Origin of the sequence: Vibrio quintilis (genome assembly GCF_024529975.1) — a bacterium.
Lineage (GTDB): Bacteria > Pseudomonadota > Gammaproteobacteria > Enterobacterales > Vibrionaceae > Vibrio > Vibrio quintilis.
Genome location: NZ_AP024897.1, coordinates 1,427,020 through 1,453,201, shown reverse-complemented (window position 1 = coordinate 1,453,201; position 26,182 = coordinate 1,427,020). Strand labels below are relative to the sequence as shown.

Annotated in this window: 24 protein-coding genes; 14 read left to right on the top strand and 10 right to left on the bottom strand. The window is 50.5% G+C overall.

What is annotated here, in order from left to right:
• Position 1: 1 nt before the first annotated feature.
• From OC443_RS06810 to OC443_RS06795, 4 genes are all read right to left on the bottom strand, one after another.
• Positions 2-811, bottom strand: coding sequence for an ABC transporter permease (locus OC443_RS06810; RefSeq protein WP_083601773.1), 810 nt, complete (start codon positions 809-811; stop codon positions 2-4).
• Positions 812-937: 126 nt separating this feature from the next.
• The gene (locus tag OC443_RS06805) at positions 938-1,897 is read right to left on the bottom strand and encodes an ABC transporter substrate-binding protein (protein WP_306345653.1); all 960 of its coding nucleotides are present in this window, start codon (positions 1,895-1,897) and stop codon (positions 938-940) included.
• Between the two features lie 107 nt (positions 1,898-2,004).
• Entirely contained in the window at positions 2,005-2,997 is a 993-nt protein-coding gene (locus OC443_RS06800) for a LacI family DNA-binding transcriptional regulator (protein ID WP_073586147.1), read from the bottom strand.
• Between the two features lie 237 nt (positions 2,998-3,234).
• The gene (locus tag OC443_RS06795) at positions 3,235-3,603 is read right to left on the bottom strand and encodes a cupin domain-containing protein (RefSeq protein WP_083601774.1); all 369 of its coding nucleotides are present in this window, start codon (positions 3,601-3,603) and stop codon (positions 3,235-3,237) included.
• A 190-nt stretch (positions 3,604-3,793) separates the two neighbouring features.
• Here OC443_RS06795 and OC443_RS06790 point away from each other — a divergent pair, with 190 nt between their 5' ends.
• The 9 genes from OC443_RS06790 (at position 3,794) to nqrC (ending at position 12,924) form a co-directional block, all read left to right on the top strand.
• Positions 3,794-5,728, top strand: coding sequence for an FTR1 family iron permease (locus OC443_RS06790; protein ID WP_073586154.1), 1,935 nt, complete (start codon positions 3,794-3,796; stop codon positions 5,726-5,728).
• 54 nt (positions 5,729-5,782) lie between these two features.
• Positions 5,783-6,301, top strand: coding sequence for an iron transporter (locus OC443_RS06785; protein ID WP_073586148.1), 519 nt, complete (start codon positions 5,783-5,785; stop codon positions 6,299-6,301).
• 88 nt (positions 6,302-6,389) lie between these two features.
• Positions 6,390-7,781, top strand: coding sequence for a Fe-S-containing protein (locus OC443_RS06780; RefSeq protein ID WP_073586149.1), 1,392 nt, complete (start codon positions 6,390-6,392; stop codon positions 7,779-7,781).
• A 2-nt stretch (positions 7,782-7,783) separates the two neighbouring features.
• Positions 7,784-9,307 carry an ABC transporter permease gene (locus OC443_RS06775; RefSeq protein WP_262021649.1) on the top strand — a complete coding sequence of 508 codons (1,524 nt, stop codon included), beginning with the start codon at positions 7,784-7,786 and terminating at the stop codon, positions 9,305-9,307.
• Positions 9,294-10,427: an ABC transporter permease gene (locus OC443_RS06770; protein WP_073580121.1), complete on the top strand. Its 1,134-nt coding sequence runs from the start codon at positions 9,294-9,296 to the stop codon at positions 10,425-10,427. The genes OC443_RS06775 and OC443_RS06770 overlap by 14 nt, the downstream gene beginning before the upstream one ends.
• Position 10,428: 1 nt before the next feature.
• A complete protein-coding gene (locus tag OC443_RS06765) occupies positions 10,429-11,133 on the top strand; it encodes an ABC transporter ATP-binding protein (protein WP_073580120.1) in 705 nt (234 codons plus the stop codon).
• Complete coding sequence (locus tag OC443_RS06760) at positions 11,108-11,620, top strand: TlpA family protein disulfide reductase (RefSeq protein WP_083601529.1); 513 nt, start codon at positions 11,108-11,110, stop codon at positions 11,618-11,620. The genes OC443_RS06765 and OC443_RS06760 overlap by 26 nt, the downstream gene beginning before the upstream one ends.
• 16 nt (positions 11,621-11,636) lie before the next feature.
• Positions 11,637-12,104, top strand: a complete 468-nt coding sequence (locus tag OC443_RS06755) for a copper chaperone PCu(A)C (RefSeq protein ID WP_234976329.1) — start codon at positions 11,637-11,639, stop codon at positions 12,102-12,104.
• A gap of 10 nt (positions 12,105-12,114) precedes the next feature.
• Positions 12,115-12,924 (top strand): NADH:ubiquinone reductase (Na(+)-transporting) subunit C, encoded by an 810-nt coding sequence (nqrC, locus tag OC443_RS06750; protein ID WP_073580118.1) that lies wholly within the window; start codon positions 12,115-12,117, stop codon positions 12,922-12,924.
• Between the two features lie 369 nt (positions 12,925-13,293).
• On the opposite strand, the gene OC443_RS06745 is transcribed toward nqrC, so the two are convergent.
• Complete coding sequence (locus OC443_RS06745; protein WP_073580117.1) at positions 13,294-14,235, bottom strand: dioxygenase family protein; 942 nt, start codon at positions 14,233-14,235, stop codon at positions 13,294-13,296.
• Positions 14,236-14,779: 544 nt separating this feature from the next.
• Between OC443_RS06745 and OC443_RS06740 the strand changes: the two genes are divergently transcribed.
• The 5 genes from OC443_RS06740 to pta all read left to right on the top strand — a co-directional run bounded on the left by OC443_RS06740 (position 14,780) and on the right by pta (position 22,264).
• Positions 14,780-15,268, top strand: coding sequence for a hypothetical protein (locus OC443_RS06740; RefSeq protein WP_073580116.1), 489 nt, complete (start codon positions 14,780-14,782; stop codon positions 15,266-15,268).
• Between the two features lie 427 nt (positions 15,269-15,695).
• Entirely contained in the window at positions 15,696-17,069 is a 1,374-nt protein-coding gene (locus OC443_RS06735) for an acetaldehyde dehydrogenase (acetylating) (RefSeq protein WP_073580115.1), read from the top strand.
• Between the two features lie 554 nt (positions 17,070-17,623).
• A complete protein-coding gene (yiaY, locus tag OC443_RS06730) occupies positions 17,624-18,775 on the top strand; it encodes an L-threonine dehydrogenase (RefSeq protein WP_073580114.1) in 1,152 nt (383 codons plus the stop codon).
• A 56-nt stretch (positions 18,776-18,831) separates the two neighbouring features.
• Complete coding sequence (locus tag OC443_RS06725; protein ID WP_073580113.1) at positions 18,832-20,058, top strand: acetate kinase; 1,227 nt, start codon at positions 18,832-18,834, stop codon at positions 20,056-20,058.
• 31 nt (positions 20,059-20,089) lie between these two features.
• On the top strand, positions 20,090-22,264 hold the full coding sequence (gene pta, locus OC443_RS06720) for a phosphate acetyltransferase (RefSeq protein ID WP_143169225.1): 2,175 nt from the start codon (positions 20,090-20,092) through the stop codon (positions 22,262-22,264).
• A 148-nt stretch (positions 22,265-22,412) separates the two neighbouring features.
• Here pta and OC443_RS06715 read toward each other — a convergent pair whose 3' ends face one another.
• From OC443_RS06715 to OC443_RS26380, 5 genes are read right to left on the bottom strand one after another with little or no spacing between them, the layout of a single operon-like run.
• Complete coding sequence (locus OC443_RS06715) at positions 22,413-22,847, bottom strand: hypothetical protein (RefSeq protein WP_073580112.1); 435 nt, start codon at positions 22,845-22,847, stop codon at positions 22,413-22,415.
• 44 nt (positions 22,848-22,891) lie between these two features.
• Positions 22,892-23,839, bottom strand: a complete 948-nt coding sequence (locus OC443_RS06710; RefSeq protein WP_073580111.1) for a type VI immunity family protein — start codon at positions 23,837-23,839, stop codon at positions 22,892-22,894.
• Positions 23,840-23,857: 18 nt separating this feature from the next.
• Complete coding sequence (locus OC443_RS06705; protein WP_073580110.1) at positions 23,858-24,715, bottom strand: VRR-NUC domain-containing protein; 858 nt, start codon at positions 24,713-24,715, stop codon at positions 23,858-23,860.
• Entirely contained in the window at positions 24,712-25,653 is a 942-nt protein-coding gene (locus tag OC443_RS06700; RefSeq protein WP_073580109.1) for a DUF4123 domain-containing protein, read from the bottom strand. The genes OC443_RS06705 and OC443_RS06700 overlap by 4 nt, the downstream gene beginning before the upstream one ends.
• A 12-nt stretch (positions 25,654-25,665) precedes the next feature.
• The gene (locus tag OC443_RS26380; protein WP_083601528.1) at positions 25,666-26,178 is read right to left on the bottom strand and encodes a PAAR domain-containing protein; all 513 of its coding nucleotides are present in this window, start codon (positions 26,176-26,178) and stop codon (positions 25,666-25,668) included.
• Positions 26,179-26,182 lie beyond the last annotated feature (4 nt).

The window sequence follows — 26,182 nt, the reverse complement described above, 5'->3', positions numbered from 1 at the left end:
CTCAGCCTCCCATATTCACTGAGCCAGCGCCTTTGAGCCGCGCCATCACCAGACACAGCCAGGTGATGCCTCCCAGCACCAGGCTCAGGGTCGCCGCCATGGCAAAGTTGGCATTGAGGGTAAATTCGGTATAAATCGTCATGGGTAACACATCGATTTGTGTCGCCAGCGTAAATGCGGTGCCAAATGCACCCATTGCGGTTGCAAAGCAGACAGAGCCGGAAGAAATCAGCCCCGGCATCAGCGCCGGCAGCGTAATATCGCGTAAAATCTGCCAGCGCCCGGCTCCCAGTGATCGCCCGGCTTCCGGCAGGCTGGGGTCGAGTTTTTCAGCCGCCCCCATGACCGTCAGTACCACTCTGGGAATCGAGAAATACAGATACCCGAGAAACAAACCGGCCATCGAGTAAGCAAACACCCAGCGATCCCCGGTTATCGCCAGACTCAGCTGCGCCACCAGCCCCTGTCTGCCGCCCAGCATTATGATGAAAAAACCGATCACCACGCCGGGAAAAGCCAGCGGAAAACTCAGCATCGCAATCAGCAGTGATTTGCCCCGGAACTGAGAACGGGTGAGAAATAACCCGGTGACCGTGGCAATCACCAGACTGAAAAAGGTCACCACAACCGATAAAATCACGGTAGAAAACAGGCTGAGGTAATACACAGGCCGGGTGATCATCGCCACATATCCGGCTCCGGCATCGGACGCGGACAACCACATCAGCCGGGTCAGCGGCAGCAGAAAAAAGGCCAGACAAATCAGCCCGGCGGGAAGCAGCAGCATCCGGTGATTCCATTGATAATTCATAGATAATTCGTTCAGCAATTCAGTATGGGTTCAATAGCATCAGTTCTGTTCAGCATCAGGGAGGCACCCGGCAGGCAAGACCGCCGGGTGCCTTGTCGTCAGCACTGTCGTCAGCACATAAGCGGCTTAGCGGACATGGTTACGGTAATTTTGTGTGAACCCCTGCTGCACCTCTGCCATGCGGCCAAAATCAACCGCACCGGCACGCTGGTATTCAGAAGCGGGCAGGAATTTTGCTTTCGCCTGCGGGCTCATCGCCGATGCAATCACCGGTCTTAAATAGGCATCGGCCCACAAACGCTGCCCTTTGTCAGACAACACAAAATCAAGGATTTGATGACCGTAGCCCGGATGCGGCGCACCTTTGACACTGCTCATCACGTAAGGAACCACTATCGTGCCTTCCTGTGGAATCACAAACTGCACATTGGCTTTATCTTTGTATTTTGCCCGGTAAGCATTGAAGTCATAATCGAGCAGAATCGGGATCTCGCCGGAAATCACTCTGGCATAGGAGGTTTGTTTCGGCACAATCGGTCTGTTTTTCGCCAGTTGCTGAAAATAGCGGATCGCCGGTGAGAAGTTGTCCAGATTCCCGCCCATGGCCTGATTGACCGCAACCGCACTGGCATAACCGACAAATGCACTGGTCGGATCAAGGTAACCCACCATGCCGCGGTATGCCGGCTTCAGTAAATCTTTCCATGACTGCGGAACCGGCTTTCCATCCAGCGCATCGACATTGACAAAGAAGCCAATCGTACCGGAATGAATGGCAAACCAATAACCATCCGGATCTTTCAGACCGGCCGGGATTTTGTCCCAGTTTTTCGGTTGATAGGCTTCGGTCACCCCTTTTTTCTTCGCATTGATGCCGAACGAGACACCGTAATACACCACATCCGCCACCGGGTTATTTTTCTCAGCCACCAGCTGTGACAGTGACTGACCCGAATTCTTATTATCCATCGGCACACTGATGCCCAGCTCGCGTTTAATCTGTTTCAGTTGTCCGCCCCAGTTTGCCCACTCCGGCGGGCAGTTATAGCAGATCGCATCGGCGGCCTGCGCAACAGAGACCATCATCCCGGCACCGATCACCGCCAGTTTTGCCCAGTGTTTTAACTTGATTCTCAACATAACTTCCTACCTGTATCATGTCTCAGGAAAAATAAAGGTGATTAAAAAAAAGGTTATTGACGTGTCATGACTGAACCACTCAGGTTCACCTCATAACGGAGTTGTCGTTGCAGGTTTAACCCGGTGTGATGCCGGGAATTAAACAGTAAATCCACCGCACAGTTACCCATCATCCGGTGCGGCACCCGGACGGTTGCTAATGGCGGAGAGACCAGTTGTCCGAAAGACATCCCGTCAAACCCCACCACAGAGATTTCTTCCGGCACCCGGATCCCCTGGCGGGAAAAATAGTGCATCAGTTTCATTGCCAGCAAATCATTACTGCAAAACCAGGCGGTGACCTGCCGGTGCATGCTCAGCAACCGGCTGGCATCAAATGGCGCGTCCTCACAGGGGTCCACTTCAATCAACGCTTCGGATATAGCCATCTCACCGGCATCAATCCGGCTTTGAAATCCGGCATAACGCTGCTTTGCCCGGTCTGACACCTGAAACCGTCCGGCAACCATACCCAGCCGGGTGTGGCCCGCCGCTATCAGCTGCGCGGCCACATCGTAGCCCGCCTGATAGTTATCCACGAAGACAGACGGTTCATCCTCCTCAGAACGGTTATGAACCAGACAAAAGGGAAAGCTGAATTCTTTGAGCAGGGACAGCGCTTCGTTATTCTCCACACTGGCAACGGTCAGAATCACACCCGCGACCCGCTGACGAATTAAATCCACCACCGCCTGCCGCTCCCGCTCGCGTTCATAGCCGGTGTCTGCAATCATCACGGAAAACCCAAAGTGTCTGGCCCGTTCCTGTATGCCCGCCATAATTTCAGAAAAAACCGGATTCAGCAGGCTCGGAATCAATACACCAATAGTCGGATTGTGGTTGACTTCGATACGCCCGGACTGGCGGCCAGGGGCATAGCCTGTGGTCTGAATGACCTTTTCAATCCGTTCACGGGCAGAGGCACTGACCCGGCCGGTCTGATTCAGTAACCGGGAGACTGTCGCCGGTGAAACACCGGCGAGTTCAGCAACATCTCGAATGTTCATGGCTGGCCTCTGTACTCAGTTTCCCGGCAGTCCGGGGAGTAAAAAACTGAGCTCAGCATAGGCAGATGAAGTGAAGGTTTTGTGACAGGAACAGCACAAAATAGCGTGTTTTTACCACAAGTTATTTAATAATTACCGCAAGATAGCTGCAAATTAATCGATGAAACATTTTTGTTTCATGCAATTATTTACCCGTTTTGATGTTTTTTTAAACAACTTATTTTGTGATCAAAGTCACTAAATTTCAGCCTCTTTGCTGATTTTAACCCCGGCTTTTTCCGCAATCGTCAGATAGATGCCCGCGGTGATCGCTTCCACTTCATGGGTTTCTCCGGCAGGCAAAAACACATAATCCCGTGGATGACAGCACTGATGGTTCACCCGGAACTGCCCTTCAAGAATCAACAACTGTTCCCAGCCCGGGTGTGCATGTGCCGGAAGCCGCGCACCCGCGTCAAATTTCAGTAATGCTGTCCGGCCTGATTCAAGCGATTCTGATAACCCGTAAAAACACACGCCCGGATAAGGTGTGTCTTGCCATATTCTTTGTTGGTTACCATTTTCTGTCTGTTCACGATTTCCTGATTGTTCACGATCGATCTGCATAATTTTCCTCCTGATACCGGCAGTTCACCTGACAGGCAGGTTAGCAGCCAGAGGTGTCAGAAACTGTCAGCAGCAGACGTCGGAAATTCAGCAAAGAACAAAAAAATGACTGTTACAAATAATTACAGTTTGATAATGCAAATAATTTGCATTTATAATGCTGAAAACTTCTCATTTACAGCAGTCAATCATGTTCATAAGCCCGTTGAAACATCTCTTCTCCATGCCCTTGTCAATCGCCTTACTGATTTTTATCAGCTTCTCTGCATCCGCCGCGATTGTCGACTATCAGGCTGCCGCAGATGACATCAATACCCGGTTAGATAAAACCCTGTCGCTGTATCAGGCCGGTGACGTTGCGCAGGCAAAATCAACGGTCCAGATGGCTTATTTTGATATTTATGAAGGCATTGAAGGCCCGATCCGGATTAACTATTCGCAAAAATACAGTGCCGAACTGGAAGCCAAATTCGGTGAAATCAGAAAGATGATTGCCGACAAAGCCCCCGTGAACAAAGTGCAGGCTGAAATTGAGTGGCTGAAAAAAGAAATCGCCACCGTGCCGGAGATTCTCAAATCCGGCCATCAGCTGGTGGCAGAGAATCAGGATCTCAGTGCCGACAACATTCTGCCCTTCTGGCGCACTCAGGTTGAAATGATTGACAGCACACTCAATCAGGCATTAACGGAATACCGTGAATCGGCAGAAACACCGGAACAATCCACACAAAAAATCACCAGGTCCCGCGAACTGATCCTGACGGCACAATATACCGCTTACAAAAATTCAGACCTGGAAACTGCGATTCGCCTGTATCGCTCTGCGGAAAAAGCCGCCGGATATAACGATCAGTTTAAAGCGCTGGTCAAACTGACCAAACAGGATTACAGCCAGAAAAGGCTGATTGAATTCAGTTACAGCTTATCGAATCTGGTCGCCGATCTGAAAGATGACCTGCCCGGCCTGCCCGCCACGCGTGACAGCCAGAAACCGCAGACGGACACAGACACCGCACAAACGCAGCAAGACTGGCAACCCGTGATTGCGGACATTTCCTCCGCTGTGGAACAGGCGATAGCGCAATATCAGCAGGGACAGGTCAGCGAAGCGATGGCCGGCATTCAGGATGCCTATTTTGATCACTTCGAAGCCAGCGGGATGGAAAACAGCGTCGGTGCGCGCGATACCAACGCCAAATCCACTCTTGAGGGCTATTTCACCCGTATGGTCAGCCAGATGAAAGCCGGTGCGGACGTGGCTGAAATTCAGTCTCAGTTCAGCCAGCTGAAAACCGCTCTCAACCGGGCAGCAGGTACCTTAGCAGAAGGCGGCGACGGCTGGTGGGCGATGCTGATTGCCAGCCTGACCATCATTCTGCGTGAAGGGCTCGAAGCCTTGTTGATCGTCGCTGCGATTGCCGCATATCTGGTGAAAAATGAGCATCAGGACAAAATTTATATTGTGAAAAGCTCGGTAATCTGGGGGCTCATTGCCAGCCTGATCACAGCGGTGCTGTTCCAGTGGCTGTTTACCAATGCCGGGGCCAGCCGGGAGCTGCTGGAAGGATTCACCATGCTGATTGCCGTAGTGGTACTGTTCTTTATGAGCTACTGGCTGCTGTCGAAAGTGGAAGCCACCCAGTGGAAACATTATCTGGAAAGTAAACTGTCCCACTCACTGACCGCCGGCTCGCTGGCCGGTTTATGGTTCGCCAGCTTTCTGGCCGTGTACCGGGAAGGCGCGGAAACCATTCTGTTCTATTACGCGCTGGCAGCCGGTGCCACCCCGTCCTCGATGGCCGGGCTGTTTGCCGGACTGTTCGCCGGTATCGTGATTCTCGTTTTGATTTACTTTGTGATGCGTTACAGCGTCGTCAGGCTGCCGCTGAAGCCTTTCTTTATGTTTACCGGCAGCTTTATGTACTTAATGGCCTTTGTATTCTCCGGCAAAGGCGTGCTGGAGCTGGTTGAAGGCAAACTCTTTCAGCCCACCCTGCTTTCCGGCTGGCCGCAGTTCAGCCTGCTGGGAATTTATCCTTATGCCGAAACACTGGCACCGCAGGCAATCCTGATTGGTGCGGCCATCGCTGCGCTGATCGTCATAAAACGTCAGCGAATCTCATAAAAAAGAAGACAAGTTGAGCATAAATACTCATTGATGAATAAGAAGGAACATTATATGTCCAGGAACATGTTACTTGCCGCTTTGGCAATCCCCGCTTTTGCTGTGTCCACTGCTTACGCGGGTGAAGTCCCGGCAGGTGAAACCATTGAAATGAACGGCATGGAAATCGCGGCAGTTTACCTCCAGCCGATTACCATGGAACCTCAGGGAATGATGCGGGCAGCATCCAAATCAGATGTTCACCTTGAAGCCGATATTCACGCACTGAAAGGCAACAAAAACGGCTTTGGTGCCGGTGAGTGGATTCCTTACCTGACCATTGAATACAAGCTGAAAAACTTAGACACCGGCAAAACACAGGAAGGCACTTTTATGCCGATGGTTGCGACCGACGGCCCTCACTATGGTTCCAACGTCAAAATGCTGGGTGTCGGTAACTATGAACTGACATTCCACATCGAGCCGCCATCAAAAGCTGGTCTGCTGCGTCACACCGATAAAGAAACCGGTGTCGGTCGCTGGTTCAAACCTTTTGATGCCAATTACAAATTTAAATATGTCGGTCTGAACTAGACTGATTTTTCCGTCCTCACGACGGCGATGTCACTCCGGATACGGCTTTGCCAAAAGCCGTATCCCCTTTTCATCAGAAGGCCAAACGATGAGTTTTTATCTGTCCCAGGTTCTTTCCGTTTTTTTGCTGCCCGCGATGTTATTCGGGCTGCTCTGGGAACAACCGGAAGACAAACAATACAAACAGCAATTCTGGCTGGCGGGATGTGCCATTATTGCCGGCGCCATGACGTTCACTTACCTGCCATTCAGTCAGGTGAATATTCTGACCATCGCCGCCATTGATGCGGCTGCACTGATTCTGTTGCTGGCGTATGCCCTGCTGTTTCGTGCCCGCAGCTATGTGCTGCTGGTCTGGCAAACCCTGATACTGGCGCTGGCTGGTTTTATGTGGGCCAAAATTGCCAAACTGAACATGCTCAGCGCCACCAATGTCATCAATACCGAATTCATTTTAAATTTATCGGCCCTGCTGGGCGGATTTATCCTGACGGGATTCATCCATGTGCTGTCCACCCTGCTGGCAGCCCGGCGCAACCGTACTCTGATCAACACCCTCATCACGCTGCTGATTCTGATTGCCTTGTTGCCGCTGTCCGGCGAAATCATTCTGGCAGCAATGAAACTGCAAGTGCTGCCACTGACACAAACGATGCTCAGTTACGTCTCCAGAGTGATCAACTTCTACTGGATTTACCCTTATTGTGTGCTGATTTTTTGCGTGATTTGCCTGCTGGTGCTGTACCGCAGTGACATCATGCCGCTGAAACAACAAACCGCGGCACAAACCGATGCAATCAGCAAAAGAAAACACCAGGCAAAGCTCAACAGCCGCTGGCGGCTGGCCCGCCACTATGCTGTGGCGATTGTGCTGACATTTTCCAGCCTGCTGTACTGGGATCTGGTCGCCTCCCAGCCACTGCAACGCACTCCGGGTGAGAAAATCACGCTGGCGGCGGATGGCTTTGTGCATGTCCCTGTGACCAAAGCACTCGAAGACGGCAAGATTCACCGTTACGAATGGATTGCCAGCGACGGCAAAGTGGTGCGCTTTTTTGTCATTGATCGTTATCCGGGCGAGCAAAAATTCGGCGTGGTCTTTGATGCCTGCATGTTATGCGGCGATGCCGGTTATACCCAGGCCGGTGATCAGGTGATTTGTCTGGCCTGTGGCGTGCACATTTTCATTCCGTCGATTGGCAAACCCGGAGGTTGTAACCCGATTCCGATCCCGCAGTGGCAACGCAAAGGCAACGACATTCTGATCGCGAAGAAAACCCTCGAAACCGGCCTGAAGTATTTCAGTGATGTCGTCGAAATCACCGTCACCGATCCGGTCAATGGGGAAAAACTGAGTAACACCGGCGCGGACCATACTTATATGTTTGGCGGAAAAACTTACTTCTTCACCTCTGCTGAGTCTTATGAAGCCTTCCGGGAAAACCCCTGGAAATATGTCGACGATCCAACCGGGGAGTAATCATGTTATTGACCATGCTTCGCCAGTCCTGGGCGCATGACACAGGACGCAAAATCCTCGCCACCACCACGGTTTTTCTGGCAGCAGGGCTGATCTCCGCCCTGCTGGCGATTTCAATCAGCATCGGTGACAAGATGTCGGTGGAAATGAAAAGCTACGGCGCCAATATCGAAATCGCCCCGCAGGGGCAGATTCAGCTGCCGGAGATGCTGATGTCTCAGGCCGATGTGCTGGACAAAAAAGACCTGCTCGATGAGCGTGAGCTGCCGAACATCATGGACATCTTCTGGCGCAATAACATTATCGGTTTCGCGCCTTTTGTCCGGGGAAAAGCCACACTGGGGACAGGCACCCCAAATCTTACGGGGACAGACGCCCCAAACATTACAGGGACAGGCACCTCAAATCTTGCAGGGACAGACACCCCAAACCTTACAGGGACAGACGCCTCAAATCCCACAAGGACAGACGCCCCAAACCTTGCAGGGACAGACGCCTCAAATCCAGGGACAGACACCCCAAACCTTACAGGGACAGACGCCTCAAATCCCATAAATCCGAAAAACATCAGGGGACAGTCGGTCAATATCGTCGGCACCTTCTTTGACCAGCCGATCGCCGTCCCGGACGATCCGGATTATCATACCGGCAACCGGCTGATTTCGACCTACTGGCATGTCGATGGACAATGGCCGGATGACAGCCAGGCTACAGATGGCAAAGTGCAGGCGCTGGCGGGTAAAACACTGGCTGAAAAGCAACACTGGTCAGCCGGTGACACCATCACCTTAACCGGCAAAAACGGCGCAAGGGTGCAACTCATCATCACCGGCATTCTGACCAATGGTTCGGCTGATGAAAATGCCGTGATCATGCCGCTGCATGCCGGGCAGCAATTGCTGGGGTTGCAGGGCCGGGTGCATACGGTGAAAGTCTCGGCGCTGACCGTGCCTGAGAATGCCTTGTCTAAAAAAGCGCGCGAAGATCTCGAATCCCTCGATTCAGACGAATATGACCTGTGGTTCTGCACCGCTTATGTCTCTTCGATCTCTTTCCAGCTCGAAGGTGCGATGAATAACGCCACGGTCAAACCCTTATGGCAGGTGGCTGCGTCTGAAGGTATCGTCATCCGCAAAATCCAGAGCCTGTTGTTTGTCGTCACGCTGGCCGCACTGATCGCTGCTGCGATGGGCATTGCCTCACTGATGACCAACGCCATTTTACAGCGGGCCAAAGAAATTGGTCTGATGAAGTCACTGGGGGCGAAAAACTGGCAGGTTTACCTGCTGTTTTATGCTGAATCAGTGATTTGCGGCCTGATTGGCGGGTTGCTGGGCTGCCTTGCAGGTTGGGGACTGGCGGCCATCATGGGCTATGCACTGTTCGGTTCACCGGTTGGTTTCCACTGGATTATCGTCCCGCTCGTGCTTGTTATCTCTGTGATGATTACCGTTGTCGGTACTTACTTCCCTTCCCGGCGCATCGCATCACTTTATCCGGTTGAGGTGTTATATGGCCGTCAATAATCGTTCTATGAATTCTTTGCTGCTGTGGCGTTCGCTGCGCCTGCGCCTGCGCCGGGTGCTGGTGGTGTTTGCGGCGCTGACTGTCGGGGCTGCCATCATCACGGCGATGGCGGGCGTCTATTTTGATATCAACGAAAAAATGAGCCACGAGCTGCGCAACTACGGCGCGAACTTCTTTGCCGGGCCGGAAAACAGCGCTTATTTTTCTGAGCGGGATTATCAAACTATGGTGTCACTGGCCCCGGCCGGCAGTCTGGTCGCTTCCAGCCCGTATCTGTACGGCATGGCGCAATCCGATCTGGAGAAAATTGTGCTGATGGGCATCGACTTTTCCCAACTGAAAAAACTTGCACCATACTGGCAGGTGAAAGGCGAATGGATCGGCGTGTCGTTTGATGAGCGCAATGCGATGATCGGCAGCAAACTGGCCAAAAAACTCGAACTGAAACTGGGTTCCGCCATTCAGATTATCAAAGACAACACCAAACACAGCTTCACGATTAAAGGGATTATCGAATCCGGGGAAGCAGAAGACAATTATCTGATCGTCAATCTGCCGGTGGTGCAGTCATGGCTTGGTAAGCCGGGGCAGATTAACTATGCGATGTTCAGTCTCGATAATGATGCCGGGCAGGTGCAACAGTTCGCCTCGGTGCTGAAAGACAAATATCCGCAGCTCAATATCCGCCCGATCCGCAAAGTCTCGGCTTCCGAAGGCCGGGTGCTGAATAAAATCAAGCTGCTGATGGGCGTGGTCGCCTTCGTGATTCTGATCCTGTCCACCTTGTGTGTGAATACCACCTTAACCGCGATGATTGCTGAGCGGCGTCATGAATTTGCCCTGCAAAAAGCGCTCGGTGCATCTCACAAAGCGATTACCCGGCAGATTCTGCGGGAAACCGTGATCATGACGCTGGCGGCGATGATTGCCGGGTTGCTGCTGGGTTACCTGCTGGCACAAATTCTGGGACAAACCGTGTTTCATGCTTCGATTGACCTGCGGATGCCGGTCTTTTTCATCACCGCGCTGCTCTCTTTTGCCGCTGCTATGGTGGCGGCTGTGGTGCCAACCCTGAGAGCCATCCGCGTTGATCCGGCTAAAGTTTTGAAAGGAGAATAATATGTCTGCTGATATCACATCCGCTTTTGCGATTGAAACCAGAGGACTCTGTAAGCATTTTGATCAGGTCAAAGCGCTGGATAACATTGATATCTCAATCCGTTACGGAGAATTTGTCGCCATCATGGGCGCTTCCGGCTCGGGTAAAACCACGCTGATGAATATTCTCAGCTGTCTCGATACCGCGACCAAAGGTCAGGTGTTGCTTGACGGTCAGGACGCTGCTCAACTCGATGAAGACGGCCGCCGGGAATTCCGCGCCGAAAAAATCGGCCTGCTGTTCCAGCAGTTCCACCTGATTCCTTATCTGACGGCACTGGAGAATGTCATGCTGGCGCAGCATTATCACAGTGTCACCGACCGCGACGCGGCAGCAGCAGTGCTGGAACAGGTTGGCCTCGGCCACCGGAAAGATCACCTGCCCAGCCAGCTCTCCGGCGGGGAGCAGCAACGGGTATGCATTGCCAGAGCGCTGGTCAACGAGTGTCCGGTGCTGTTTGCCGATGAGCCGACCGGCAATCTGGATGAAGAGAACGAACAGATGGTGCTGGATATTTTCCGCAAACTGCATGAGCAGAAGCGGACCATCATTATGGTCACACATAACCCGGCACTCGGTCAGTACACCGATCGGATTATCCGCCTGCAACACGGCAAACTGATTGGTGAGGAGCGTCCCGATGCGCAGTATGCTCAGGCACAGTAAAGGGTTTGGTTTGGGTCTGATCCTGCTGATGCTGACCCAGCTTACCGGCTGCAAAGAAGCCTTTGTCAGCGTCAATGCCCCCGCGCCCGACCTGGCGGTATTTGACGCCGCGGAGAAGCCACTGAATCTGTCTGACTACCAGGGCAAACCGATGATACTGGAATTCTGGTCTGCCACCTGCGGTGCCTGTCTGGTGATGATGAAAAAATGGCAGCAGGTGGTCAGTGCCCGCCCGGATGATGTCGCGGTGATTGGGGTCAGCATCGATAAGGACCATGTTGACCTGAACGCATTTGCCAACGACCTGGGCGTGACCTTTCCGCTCGGTTTTGATCAGATGGATATCACCAGAGAGCGTTATCAGGTCTCCGTCACCCCCACCACTTTCTTTATTGATCAAAACGGCGTGGTGCGGGAGATGCACATCGGTTACTCAGAACACATGGATCTGAATCAGAAAATCAATCAACTGAAAACTTACAAATAAAGGATGAACAGGAATAATGATGAATTTTAAAGCCTATCTTTGTGCATTAATGACTCTCCTGCTGTCACTCACGCTGACATCCGTCAGCACTGCGGCAGAAAAACAGACGCTGCAACAACAGATTGAAGTTCAAAACCCGGTAATTTTTCAGCTCAAACCGGGAGCGAAAGGCACCGGCTCCAAAATGACGATTTATAACAATACGGATAAAAAGCTGGTAATTGATGGCTTCAGTTGTGAAGGCTTTGCCATGACCATGCTGCATCAGTCAAAATTTGAAGGCGGTCAGCGGAAAATGTATGAAGTCAGTGAGATTTCTGTTCCGGCACATAAAAAGCTGGCACTGACGCCGAATACGCACCATCTGATGATGTTTAAACCGCAACATCCGCTGAAAACGGGTGAGTTTCTGACGATGAAAGTTCATACCAATCAGGGAGAATTTAAAATCATCGCGAAAGTCGTTCCTCACCGTTTAAAATAAGGCTGTTCTCATGAATTTTGACATGAATTTTCGTGTTTGTGCCGCGATGCTTTGCAGCCTGATGATACTGACAGCCTGTTCCGATCCTGAGGAACAAGCAGGCAAACATCATCAGTCCAAAGGTTCAGAACTGGTCAAAACCATCGCGAACCACGTCAATCCGACTGTCCGGCTGGATAAGCGGCTCGTGTTGGTACAGGTCGCCGGGCTGGACCACAAAAAAATGAGCATGTCTGCGCTGACTGCAAAGTATTTCGAACCCCATCTGATTGATTTACGCACCGGTCAGGAAGTCAACAATGCCCCGTTGCTGGCGCACTATGATCTGGAAAAAATACTGGCCGACCCAACACAGTCGGTGACACTGAATGAGGCAGACGACCCGGCCGGCATCCGTCAGCGGGAAAATACCGGGCTGGCTTATCTGGTGAAAAACGATGCCGGGCAATATAGTAAGATCGTCTTACCCATCCGGGGCATGAGCCGGTTTTCCATTGTTTTCGGCTATCTGGCGCTGGATATTCATACCCTGAAAATTGCCGGGCTCGGCTTTTATCAGCATGCAGAAACACCAGGTCTGGGCGCTACAATTACCGAAAAACCGCAGTGGGCACATTCATTTGTCGGAAAGCAGGTATTCAGCCATGACGAGCCTGACTTTCAGGTCGTGATCAAACACCGCCGCCCGACGGATGACCATTCGGTGGATGGCATCTCCGGCGCAAGCTACACCAGCCGCGGTGTGCGCAATGCGATTAATTACTGGTGCGGTGACAAGGCTTACGGGCCGTTTATCCATAAAGTGGCTGCAAACAAATAAAACAGAGTGCACTGACAACTGGTAAATTGCCATAAAACACATTTCAATCAATTGGTTATCTGTTCTGTTATTTGATTGAAAACCTATTCATTCTCATTATTGAGACAGATTTTTTTTATGGTTTAGGCTTTAATAGTTAATGTGATTCATCTTCATTTACCGCCATAATATAAACAAGGCTTCGGCGCTCTCCTGCCGGGGCCTGTTTTTTTATACAAAGACAGTATGTATGAAGAAAATAGTACGAAGAAAAAGATCCCGCCGTTCAAAGACAGAAAATTAAGCGGGATACAGGCATAAAACCTCCCCCGGTTTTTACACCCATATCCCCGACCCGCTTAACTTTAACTGATGATCATCCGCTTCATTTCAGCTGATGATGATACGCTTATAAGCCACCAGTGAGCCATCGTCATTCTGCTGCGTATTGAAAATATAGCCATCGGCACCGCTGCTGAATACCGTATCTGAAGCAATCAGTGTATCCGGTGCGCCACGGCTGGCGTAGTCGGTGTGTGAAGTACAGATTTCCGTACAAAAATCGTCGGTAAAGGTGAACTGGGAAACCACTTCATCACTGTTGTTCTGACGCACCCGGAAATGAATATGAATCACCCGGCTGGAATACCAGCCCGGAAAACAGGATTTAAAATTCACCCGGCCGCTGCTGTCTGTCACCTGAATACCACGGAACCAGCGGGAAGCCAGCGCTTCGCTGTCATTGTCGGTACAAAAACCGCTGCTGAAACCATCGGTATCACTGCTGCCACTGGTATCGCCGGAATACAGGCCATCCACGTTACAGTGCCACACTTCAATTTCATAACCGGATAACGGCTCGCAGTTCTGGTCGATCAGCTGTAAACACAGCATCATCGGCAACCCTGTCTGCGCATCTGAAATATCTTCCAGATAATCGCCGTCAAAATAACACGGCCCTTCGGTGAGTGAACCGGTCAGGGAAACCTGACAGCTATCCGAGCTCTCAAACAAACTATCGTCCGGGAAATCCGCCGTCATATTTTTTGTGCCACCGGTTGCCCAGTCAACGGTCTCCGTTGAATCTGTCGAGCCGCCGGCGTCACTCCCGGTTGAACCGCTGTCGGTTGAGCTGTCGGTTGAGCTGTCCGTTGAGCTATCGGTTGAAGTGTCTGTTGAGCTGTCGGTTGTTGAAGAAGCTGAACCACCCGTCGCGGAAGCAGTGGTACTTTCACTGCCACATCCGGTTGCGATTGCAGCCACTGCAACTGAAAGAATCGACTTCAGCACCTTTCTCCGGCCGTTATATGAGTCTTGACTATTACTTTCCATTATGAATTACCTTTATTTTATTATGTTGAGCCATAATATTATTAAATATTGTTGATACCTGAATACAGACGCTTTACACAGGTTTACAGTTGTCACAACTCAATATTTTAGTTCTTTCAAACAGAACGGTTATTGGTTTTAGTTATAAATAGATAATTCAGTCAGTTAACCACCATGATTTCCCTTTTCTGTCTTTTTCATTGTGTCATTCAAGTTCAATTACATGCTGTTCTCTTTGTTGATTTTGTATTTTTATATCTATTTATCAGTTACTTAAATAACAAACTGATAGATAAGTATATTCTTAATTATCATATAAATTTGCCTGCGAATCCGCCTGCCCCGCCTACACTCAAACTGATGATCGCAAATGGGTAAACATTCAATAACAAGGGCCAGACTCTGGTATTCCTGAAATCGTCGCAAGGAGTTCAATATGAAAAAGTCATATTTAGCCATCGTTCTGGCTGGTTTAACGATAGGTATCACTATCGGGTCAACCGCAATCGCCGGTTAAAAAGCACCGGATCCACTGGCTGATATATTGCCTGAAGGTTGTATTGCTACAGAGCTTGACGGCGGCACCCTTTCAGGCGCATGGAGCTTTGAAAATGGCGGCGATCAAACCCAGTTTGGTGGTGATGCCGAATTTATGGTGACTGTCTCTGATGGTGCAGAGCCACCCATGACTTATGACCTTGAGATCGAAATAGACGTCGTAAAATATGATGCTGACGCACCAGAAGGCACATTTGATGGCCTGTTTGCTTACTCCTGTCTCGTGGATGAAGTAGATACCGAAATGTTAGCCTTCGGCTCCTGTACAGGTATGGTCACTGACCTGGATGCAACCATACAGGCTGCCGTCGACGCACAGCTGGAAGCGATGGAGTTGCTCCCTGAAGATTTTTCCTATGACGGTTATTCTCTGTCCGGGATTAGCATTAAAGCGATGAACCCCGGAATGAAAAAACGGCAAAACTATCCGAAGGTTGATATTTGTGATGTACCAGATCCTGAACCGGAAGTATAATCATTTCAACGGATGACTTCTGTTCAGTAAAAACAACGCCGGTTTATATGAAACATTATATTCCGGCGTTTTTATACTCAGAAAATAATAAAAACAAATTAATTCAACCACATCAATCAATTATTTTATTCTCCCTGATCCAGTCATTACGAATAATCAGCCACTTAGCAGTTTTTTAATGACTCACATCTGGTTTAAGTATCGGCAAATTTAAAAACATAGCAAAAATGTGACCTCAGATACGGTTATTTCCGCCTCCAATTTAAAAAAGAGCTATTTTTTTAAAAGCTGAATTAGTTGTGTTTCCCGCCTGTTGATATTCTTTACCCCATAGAGAGCTCATTACCCTTAACGTTCAAATATGAACATCCCCACAACCGGAAAGTACCGGCAGAGCGGGAATAAAACAACAACCCTGGAGGTTCCAATGAGACGTGAAACCCAACATAACGAGTCAGTCGCAGAAGCAATCGCGCTGATTCAAAAAGCAAAAGCAGCCCAAAGCCAGTTAAAAACTTTCTCACAGGAAAAAATCGATGCGATTGTTCTCAGCATGGTTGAAGCCGCTCAGCGTGAATCAGCCCGGTTGGCAAAAATGGCCGTTTTCGAAACTGGTTTCGGTAACATTGAAGATAAAATAACCAAAAATAACTTTGCAACCAACGATTTATACCGTTACATCAAAGATCAGAAAACAGTCGGAATTTTACGTAAAGACACAGAAACCCGGACACTGGACATCGCGGTTCCAATGGGCGTGCTGGGTGCGTTGATTCCTTCAACCAACCCGACTTCAACCACGATTTACAAAACACTGATTGCGGTTAAATCCGGCAACGGTATTGTGATTTCCCCGCACCCTTCGGCGAAAAACTGTATTCTCGAAACCACCCGTATCGTGCTGGAAGCAGCCGTTGCAGCAGGTGCACCGGAAGGCATTATCGGTTGTATGACCCAGCTGTCTCTGGAAGGCACGCAAGAGATCATGCACAACCCGGATACGGCGCTCATCCTTGCTACCGGCGGCGAAGCCATGGTCAGAGCGGCATACAGTTCAGGTAATCCGGCGATTGGTGTCGGCCCTGGTAACTGCCCTGCGTTCATCGAAAAAACAGCCAACGTGAAAGAAGCCGTCAAAAAAGTCGTGATGAGTAAAACGTTCGACAACGGTGTGATCTGTGCGTCTGAACAGTCTCTGGTGGTTGAACGGGCGATTGAAGCTCAGGTGAAAAATGAAATCGCTCAGCAAGGCGGTTACATCCTTTCGGCTGAAGAATCAGAACAGCTCAGTAAAGTCATTTTACGTGAAAATGGCACCATGAACCCGAAAATCGTCGGTAAACCAGCGACTTATGTAGCAGACATGGCCGGTCTTAGCGTGCCGGATGATGTGAAGGTTCTGGTTTCACAGCAGTATTCTGTCTCCAAAACCAACCCTTATTCACGGGAAAAACTAACACCGATTCTGGCACTGTATGTCGAGAAAGACAGCAAAGCCGCCATCGACCGTTGTGTGGAACTGCTTGAAAATGAAGGCAGCGGCCATACGGCTTCCATTCATTCCGATGATGATCAGGTGATTCAGGATTTTTCTCTGCGGGTGCCGGTTTCACGCTGTCTGGTCAACACACCAAGTGCACTGGGTGCGATTGGCGCAACGACGGAGCTGATTCCCTCACTGACCTTAGGCTGCGGTGCCGTCGGTGGCAGTTCAGTTTCAGATAATGTCGGACCAGAGCATCTGATTAATATTAAGAAGGTTGTGTATGACTTTGATTGCTGTGTTAGCAAAGCCGCTTAATTAATCAAAAAATATAAGCAAATCCTGCTTTTAAATATGTACTATATGTCGCTCTTCGAATAGCCATGATAATAGTCTGAGTCATTATTTAAACAATAAGTTTAATATAATTATTAATATTCAAATAATTTCAGAAACATATTCAGAGCAGCGATTTGCTTATTACTGATAATTTATTTTTGCAGCAACAAGAATAAAAACCAGAAAAATAAAAATAGCCATAAGGCAGGTTCAGTTTATATATGAATATACCCAAGCAACCTGAAGATGCAGGTTTCAGTGAGATTTGTCTGGCTCTGAGACAAGGCACTGATTTGAAGACATAGTCATTCTACGTTGAAAATCAGTAACGCTGTATCAGAGCCAGACAAACTCACCCGCAGGGCGTGAGCTGAAAGGCACATTTCTGCGTCAAGTGAATTTGAAAGGTGGGTACATTCCTGCATTCCCTTTCCTTGAACTGCACCTTTCGGCTGCACGCTGAATCCTGCATCTTCAGGTTGCTTGGGTATATATAAAAATAATCAATACTATTTAATTATTGGAGTTTTATTATGTCTAGTGCGTTTTTTATTCCTTCGGTTAATCTTATGGGTGCCGGTTGTCTGGCTGATGCAGTGAATCAGATCAAATCCTCCGGCTTTAAAAGAAGTCTGATCGTCACGGATGCCATCCTCAACCAGCTTGGCGTGGTCGGAAAAATTCAGGCCCTGCTGGAGAACGCCGGTCTGGAAGTGGTGGTTTACGATCAAACCAAACCGAATCCAACCACAGAGAATGTCAAAGATGGTCTGGCACTGTTGCAGAAATCTGAGTGTGACTGTGTCATTTCACTGGGTGGCGGTTCCCCCCATGACTGTGCCAAAGGCATTGCACTGCTGGCAACCAACGGCGGACAGATTGCGGACTATGAAGGTGTGGACCAGTCAGGCAAACCTCAGTTGCCGCTGATCGCGATTAACACCACGGCCGGCACAGCATCAGAAATGACCCGCTTTTGCATCATCACCGATGAAGCCCGTCATATCAAAATGGCGATTGTTGACAAGCATGTCACGCCACTGATGTCAGTCAATGATCCGGAACTGATGCTGGGTAAACCGGCTTCGCTGACCGCTGCCACCGGGATGGATGCGCTTACACACGCAATTGAAGCTTACGTTTCTACCGCAGCAACACCCGTCACCGATGCGCTGGCAATCAAAGCGATTGAACTGATTCATCACAACCTGCGCACTGCCGTTCATCAGGGCGATAACCTGAACGCCAGAGAAAACATGGCCAATGCCCAGTTTATGGCCGGTATGGCATTTAATAACGCTTCTTTAGGCTACGTACACGCTATCGCGCACCAGCTGGGCGGTTTTTATGACCTGCCACACGGTGTCTGTAACGCGGTACTGCTGCCACACGTACAACAATTCAACGCCCACGTTTCTGCGGAGCGTTTGTCTGATGTCGCCGCCGCAATGGGCGTGGACGTCTCTGGTCTGAACACCGCAGAGCAGGCAGCGCAGGCAGCACTGGATGCGATTCGTCAACTGTCTCAGGACGTCAATATCCCGGCTGGTCTGTCCGATCTGGGCGTAAAAGAAACCGATTTTGACCTGCTGGCTGAAAACGCGCTGGAAGATGCGTGCGGACTGACGAATCCAAGACCGGCAACGCACGGGCAGATTGTCGATATTCTGGTTGCAGCAATGTAATCAGGTCTCCGGGGAAATCCCCTTCTCTTAAATAATAATAATGAGGTGGTCTCGTTATGGCTGAGTTAGTTCTTATTCTCAACTGCGGAAGCTCTTCTCTTAAATTTGCTGTGGTTGATCCGACATCCGGAAGGTCTTATCTGACAGGGCTGGCAGAATGTCTGTCCCTGCCGGAAGCACGTATCAGTTGGCGACTGGATGGCAGTCAATACAGCGCACCGCTGTGTCACTGCGCCGATCATGAGAAAGCACTGACTTTCATGGCAGAGACCATTCTCTCCTCAGCCAGGGACATTGCGGAGAAAATCTCCGCAATTGGTCACCGTGTGGTTCACGGCGGGGAGCAGTTTACCGATTCAGTATTTATTGATGATGAGGTGCTCAAAGGAATTGAAGGCTGCGCTACCCTCGCCCCTTTACACAACCCGGCGGCGATTACCGGCATTCATGCCGCCCGCAAAGCATTTCCCGGTATGCACAATGTGGCGGTGTTTGACACCGCCTTCCATCAGACGATGCCGGAATCCGCTTATTTGTATGCTTTGCCTTATCACTTATATCAACAACATGGCATCCGGCGCTATGGTATGCACGGCACTTCTCACCGTTACATCACCCGCCGGACTGCCACTTTACTCAATATTCCGATGCATCAGATCAATCTGATCAGCTGCCACCTCGGCAACGGTGCATCGGTCTGCGCGGTCAGACAGGGCTGCTCTGTCGATACCTCGATGGGACTGACGCCACTGGAAGGTTTAGTCATGGGCACCCGCTGCGGCGATATTGACCCGGCGATTATTTTCCATCTCCATGACAGCCTGGGTTATTCCGTCGAACAGATCAATACCATGCTGACCAAAGAATCCGGCCTTGCCGGGCTGACAGAAGAAACCTCTGACTGCCGGTTCGTGACCGATCACTATGGCAACAATGAAAAAGCAACCCGGGCCATGGATGTGTTTTGTCACCGGCTGGCCAAATACATTGCCGGATACATCACCACACTTGACAGCAACCCGGATGCCATTGTTTTCACCGGCGGCATCGGCGAAAACGCTGCACTCATCCGTGAGAAAGTCATTCAGCGCCTCACTTTTCTGGGCATGAATGTCGATAAGGACGTCAATTCCGCGGCATATGGTGGTGCAGAAACCATGATCACCACACCCGGCAGCCGTGTTCAGGGCTGGGTGATTCCAACCAATGAAGAACTGGTGATTGCCGAAGATACAGCGCGCCTGGCGACCGCTGAACCAACACCTGCCACAGCGCTGTTTTGATAAAAACGCTTAATCCGCGGAGGAATTGACTATGTCCAGAATAATGATGCTGATCCCTATCGGCACCGATGTCGGCTTAACCAGCGTCAGCCTAGGCGTGTTACGGGCCATGGAACACAAAAGAATCAAAGCATCCTTTTTTAAACCCATCGCCCAGCCACGGCAGGACAAACAGCAGCAGGATTTAACCACGGCCATGCTTCGGGCCAGCAGTCATCTGCAAATTCCTGAACCGCTTTCAATCAGTGAGGCAGAAACCTTCATTTGTCAGGAGCAGGAAGACACGCTGCTGGAACAGATTGTCGCCCGCAGCAAAACCGTGACCGCCGGTGCAGAAGTCACGCTGATTGAAGGCCTGGTGCCAACCCGCCAGCATCCGTTTGCGGATCAGCTCAATGCACGTATTGCAGAAACACTGGATGCGGAGATCATCTTTGTGATTGCACCGGGGAATGATTCACCGGCCCATCTGAAAGAACGGATTGAAGTCGCCTGCGCCGGATATGGCGGGACCAAAAATCAGCAGATTTCCGGCGTAATCATCAACAAAGTCAATGCACCGGTCGATGCGCAGGGCCGCACCCGGCCTGATTTGTCGGATCTGTTTGAACATCAGGGCGAGACCAGCCAGCCGCGGATGGAAATGTTACAGGCACTCAATGCCAGCCCAATCCGGGTGCTCGGATGTGTACCCTGGCATGAAGAGATGATTGCCACCCGCGTCGCGGATGTCGCCGCTCATCTCAAGGCAGAGATTATCAATGAAGGCGAGCTGCAAACCCGCCGGATCCGTAAAATTGTTTTCTGTGCCCGCAGCGTACCCAATATGGTCGAACATTTCCGGCCGGGCGCGTTACTGGTGACCACCGCTGACCGGCCAGATATGATTGTTTCTGCCTGTCTTGCAGCCATGAACGGGATTGAAATCGGCGCGCTGCTGCTGACCGGAAATGGCTCTCTGCCACTCTCTGTGGCGGGCCTGTGCCAGCAGGCGCTGGACAGCGGACTGCCGATTCTGAGTGTACCGGGCAATACCTGGCAAACTTCCCTGAATCTGCAAAGCTTCGGGCTGGAAGCACCGGCCGGTGACCTCCCGCGCATCGAGCTGGTAAGCGAATATATCGCCACCCATATTGATAAACCGTGGACAGAGTCTCTGACGCAAAACACCACCCGTAAGCGTCGTATGAGTCCGCCGGCTTTCCGTTATGAACTGACGGAGCTGGCCCGTCAGGCCGCGAAAAAGATTATTCTGCCGGAAGGGGATGAACCCAGAACCGTCAGAGCTGCCGCCATTTGTGCGGAGCGGCGGATTGCAGAATGTGTGCTGCTGGGCGATAAAGAGAAAATTATGCGTGTCGCTGAGCAACAGGGCGTCACGCTGGGCGCGGGTGTCACGATTGTTGATGCCGACACCGTGCGGGAAGATTATGTCGCCCGGCTGGTGGAACTGCGTAAAGAAAAAGGCATGACCGACATCATCGCCCGCGAAAAGCTGCACGACAGCGTGTGGCTTGGCACCATGATGCTGGAAAACGATGAAGTGGACGGGCTGGTTTCCGGCGCGGTTCACACCACCGCCAATACCATCGTTCCGCCGTTTCAGGTGATTAAAACAGCACCGGATGTCTCCATTGTTTCTTCTGTATTTTTCATGCTCCTGCCGGATCAGGTGCTGGTATACGGTGATTGTGCGATTAACCCGGATCCGACGGCTGAACAGCTGGCTGAAATTGCGATTCAGTCTGCTGACTCTGCACAGGCGTTCGGAATCGAGCCCCGGGTAGCAATGATCTCGTATTCAACCGGCACCTCCGGTCAGGGTGCTGATGTGGAGAAAGTCCGTGAAGCCACGCGGCTTGCCAAAGAGAAGCGGCCGGATCTTATCATCGATGGTCCGCTGCAATATGATGCGGCAATCATAGAAAACGTGGCGGCTTCTAAAGCACCGGATTCACCGGTCGCCGGAAAAGCAACGGTATTTATCTTCCCGGATTTAAACACCGGCAACACCACCTATAAAGCGGTTCAACGTTCCGCAGATTTGGTTTCGATCGGCCCGATGCTTCAGGGCATGCGTAAACCGGTAAACGATTTGTCACGCGGCGCACTCGTCGACGATATCGTCTATACCATCGCCCTTACCGCCATTCAGGCGAAACAAGCCGACGATACCTCCCGGCTGGCACATCCGGCAGCGGCGTAAATGTGCCTGACCAATCCCCCGGCCCGGTTCCCCCCCGGCCGGGGGTTTTGTTGATGAGGTCAACGCGCTGCAAACGCGGCAAAATGCAATTTTACAAGCAACAAATAACACCCGCACCTATTACCCAAACAATCTGAAGATGCATGTTTCAGGAAAACCGGACGACGGCATCTTCAACCTGCACCCGCAGCTTTTGCAGCCGGGTGTCTGTCTCTTCAATGTCTGTGCCTGTCCCTTCAAGAGTGCCTGTCCCTTCAAGGGTGCCTGTCCCTTCAAGGGTGACGCGCGCCTGTGCTTCATCACAGTGGAACAATAAAATTTGTGTGAAAGATACTTTGCTGCTGGTCTGAATCCATGCTCCGTCCTGCCGGGTGAAACACACCAGCGGGGTGCCGGATTCAGAGCAAATACTCAGTTCCCCGACGCCATCCACCAGCAGCCGGTCAAAGACAGAACTCAGACTAATCTCTCCGCCAATACGCACCCCGGCGGCTTCAATCATGACGGCTTCGGCCACGATATCCGGGAAGTTACGTTCGCCAATAAACGCCAGCGGGATGTTTTCTTCATGCTTGTCGGTCATTGTTTTTTCCTGCGTTGGTCCAGTTCAGTGAAAAAGTCAGCCATTCAATCACGGCTTGATGCCTCAGCTCCCGGCTTTTGGTCAAAACGGGCAAGCCATTCCTGATAATCTTCAGGTGTATTAAATACTTCTCCCGGGGCTTCAGTTGAATGAACGGTATCATGTTCTTTCACCCGGATGGGCTCAAACAAAGCACCTAACTGATAGTAACTGTCCGGAATATGTTGCAGAGCTGGTTTATCAGCTGCCTGAATCAAATACACATCCCCCTGCTGCCAGACCTGAATACCTTCAACGGTTTTCAGAGCATCCAACCCACCGACAGTATCGAGATAAGATTGATGTATGATAGTCAACCAGTTAATCCCTTTAATATGCGGTTTCAAATGCATTCCATGACCTATGTGATCTGGAATATCGAGGCCAGGATACTGTTGAGCAAACTGATATTCACTACGCTCGTACTGAGTATTATCGTAATGATTATGTGTAGTTGCTATCGCCGCATAACCGTGCTCTGGTTGCAATGCACCAATCCAGCGTAATAGCACATCCTGAAAACTCTCAGAATAATCAGCAAAAAAGGTTAACGGAAAATTAATCGTCACCCAGCTTAAGTCATCACCTTCTTCTTCCCAATCACCACAGCCCAAAACACTAAACCGAATATCGGAAGCATCACGGTGATGTTCTCCACCATGATAGATAAAATTCCATGCTTCATCTTCATCGGTATCTAACAGCCATTTATCCGGAGTCATATAAGTGGATTGGCGCAAGTCTTTCCAGCGACCGGTTTGCGGGTTGGTGGTGAAATTCAGTTGACCGGCCATCATCTGCTGGTAATCGGCAAACATACTTAAAATTGCTTCCCGTTTAGACTTTTCATAACCACCTTCAAAAAACAGGGTGACGTTCAGGCATACCGTCATCAGGATTTGCTGGCTGCCGGGTTCAATCAGTTGTAGTTGCTGTTCTAACGTTGGTTCCATTTATTTATCCTTCTTATTTCAGGGAAATGCAATGACAGGAGCAGCTGCCACAGGTTTCGAAAAAACTGAGAGCAAACGGCTGGCAGCGCGGCTGACGGCAGCAACCACTCCCGGAATTGCCACATCATCGGCTTCACCACCAACGACATCATCCAGTACCAGTGCTGCGGTCAGAATAGCGCCCCCAACCACAATCGCCCCGTCTTTTAACACATTCCCCGCTTTATTGAGCTGCTGTTGGTGGTCTTCTTTCCATGCCTTTTCCAAGGCAGGATAAGTCTGCGGCTGTTTATCTTTATCCTGACAATCGCAACTATCAGGGGTCAGTTTCACTAATTTCTTTTTCTGTCCCGCTATTCTTCGATAATCTCTTTCCTGATTTGCTCCCCAGTCATCAGGTGGAAATTTAATCTCATAAACCTTTTTAATATTATCCTGAGTCGGGATTTGTCCCGGCTGATTGGTTACCACCACATCGGGAATCCGCAAAGTATATTTTTTATATTTTTTACCATCCAGGATTTTGCGTACCCGGTTCATCCGGTGCCAGAAATTACGGATGGGCTGACTGGTATCAACGCCATTATCCTGAACCATCAGAGGCATCGGAGGCTTTTTCAACATATAGTATCCAACCTCTGGCAGAATATTGTTGCCTATTCCGGCTTTTTTTGTCCAGTCCAGACCTTTGTCCACGCAAACCTGCTTGAGTGAACGGCCTGCTTTCGTTTTTAATGCGTTGACATCGCACATGCATACAAAAGTACAAATCAGCTGTTTCTCATCCAGCTCTCCCCGCTCCCCCAGAGCTCTTAATTCATCCAGTTTCCCGTTTAAGCCAGATGCACACACACTACAGCTTGAACTGCCACTCATGCATTTTCCTCCTGTTGTAATTTTTCTAACCACTGCGCATCATGAAACGCTTCGCGAACCTGTTGCTGCCAGTCCGGGCGGCGCTCCAGTTCATACAGGGCATCCCGCAGCGAGCCATAATGTACTTCATGTTCAAACTGCGGCAGTTGCCAGAAGCGGCTGCCGTACAGAAACTGCGCAAAAGCAAAAGCTTTACGTAATTTATCGCTGCTGTGGCGGTAAGTAGCGGCCCGCGCCAGTCCGTCAGACAGACCCCGCAATACATCGGCATGTTCCAGCGTCATACAGGTCAACGGGGAAAGCTGAAACAACTCCACAGCAAGATCGGCCAGCCATTCTTCGCGATACAGGGCGTTGATTTCGGCATAGAGTTCGTCTTCAACATGAAACCAGCCACTGGCAGGCAGCATCGGAGATGCCACCGCCGGATTATGGTAAAGCGCGTGATAACGATGCTCACCGGCAGGCAGATAAATATCGCGCAATGGATGCGTCAGGCGGTATCTGTCTTCTTCATCGATATAATCACTTTGCAGAAACAGTGAAAGAATTCTGGGGGAATAAAGCCGGAACAGATGTTCCTGTCCGCTGGGCAGGTAAACGGTGAGCCAGCTTTGCCAGTGGGCCAGCAGCGTGTTCAGGTCAAACGGAGAGGTGAATAAACAGCCCCAGCGATCGCCTTCCAGCTGCTGGAGCATATCATTCCCGATATGACCGTCCTGCACTTGTAAAAGCAACGGTGATACCGGACAGAGATGCGCAAATTCAGTGTGATAATAAAGATACTGCCACGGGTCTGTGCATCGCTCTAACGGCACGGACCAGCGATCATGAAAACCCGGCTGAGTACCGGTATCAATCAGCATATAGAGCTGATCGGCGTGCACAGAGGCACGGTTCAGCAATTCAATAAACGGTTCAGGAGTGACCGGCTGCATATCGTCACTCCCTTAAGTGGATTGTTTCATTTTATCGCAGACAGGAATAAAGGCCTTATCCTGCAAAATCGCTTGTGTCATGGCTTTTTGTTGATCAAATGCAGCGGCGTAAGGCACGGTCCATGAGATCGGGTCAGGTGCAGACAACGGGGTGATTTTAAGAAAAGAGGCTTTTTCCTGAGCGGCATCTTTACCACAGTCAAAGCTCTCGGATTTATACGGCGTGTCGCCGATAAACACATCACCGGAACCCGCGGCAACCGAGCCGCCACAGCCAATAGCATCATTGATTCTCGCGGCGGGTTTGCCATTAATGGACACATTAGAAGAACCGGCAGAAATACTGCGGCCATGCACACCATGAGGCATCTGCGGACACGGGCAGGCGTGAAGCAGCACCGTGTCTCCTTTGCAGGCGGCGGGTTTACCGTTGATTGATACATCAGGGCTACCGGCAACAATGGGGGTGGCAGGAAAACAACCGTGGCCGGAACAGTTGTCTCCCAGTCTTGCAGCTTTAGGCATTATT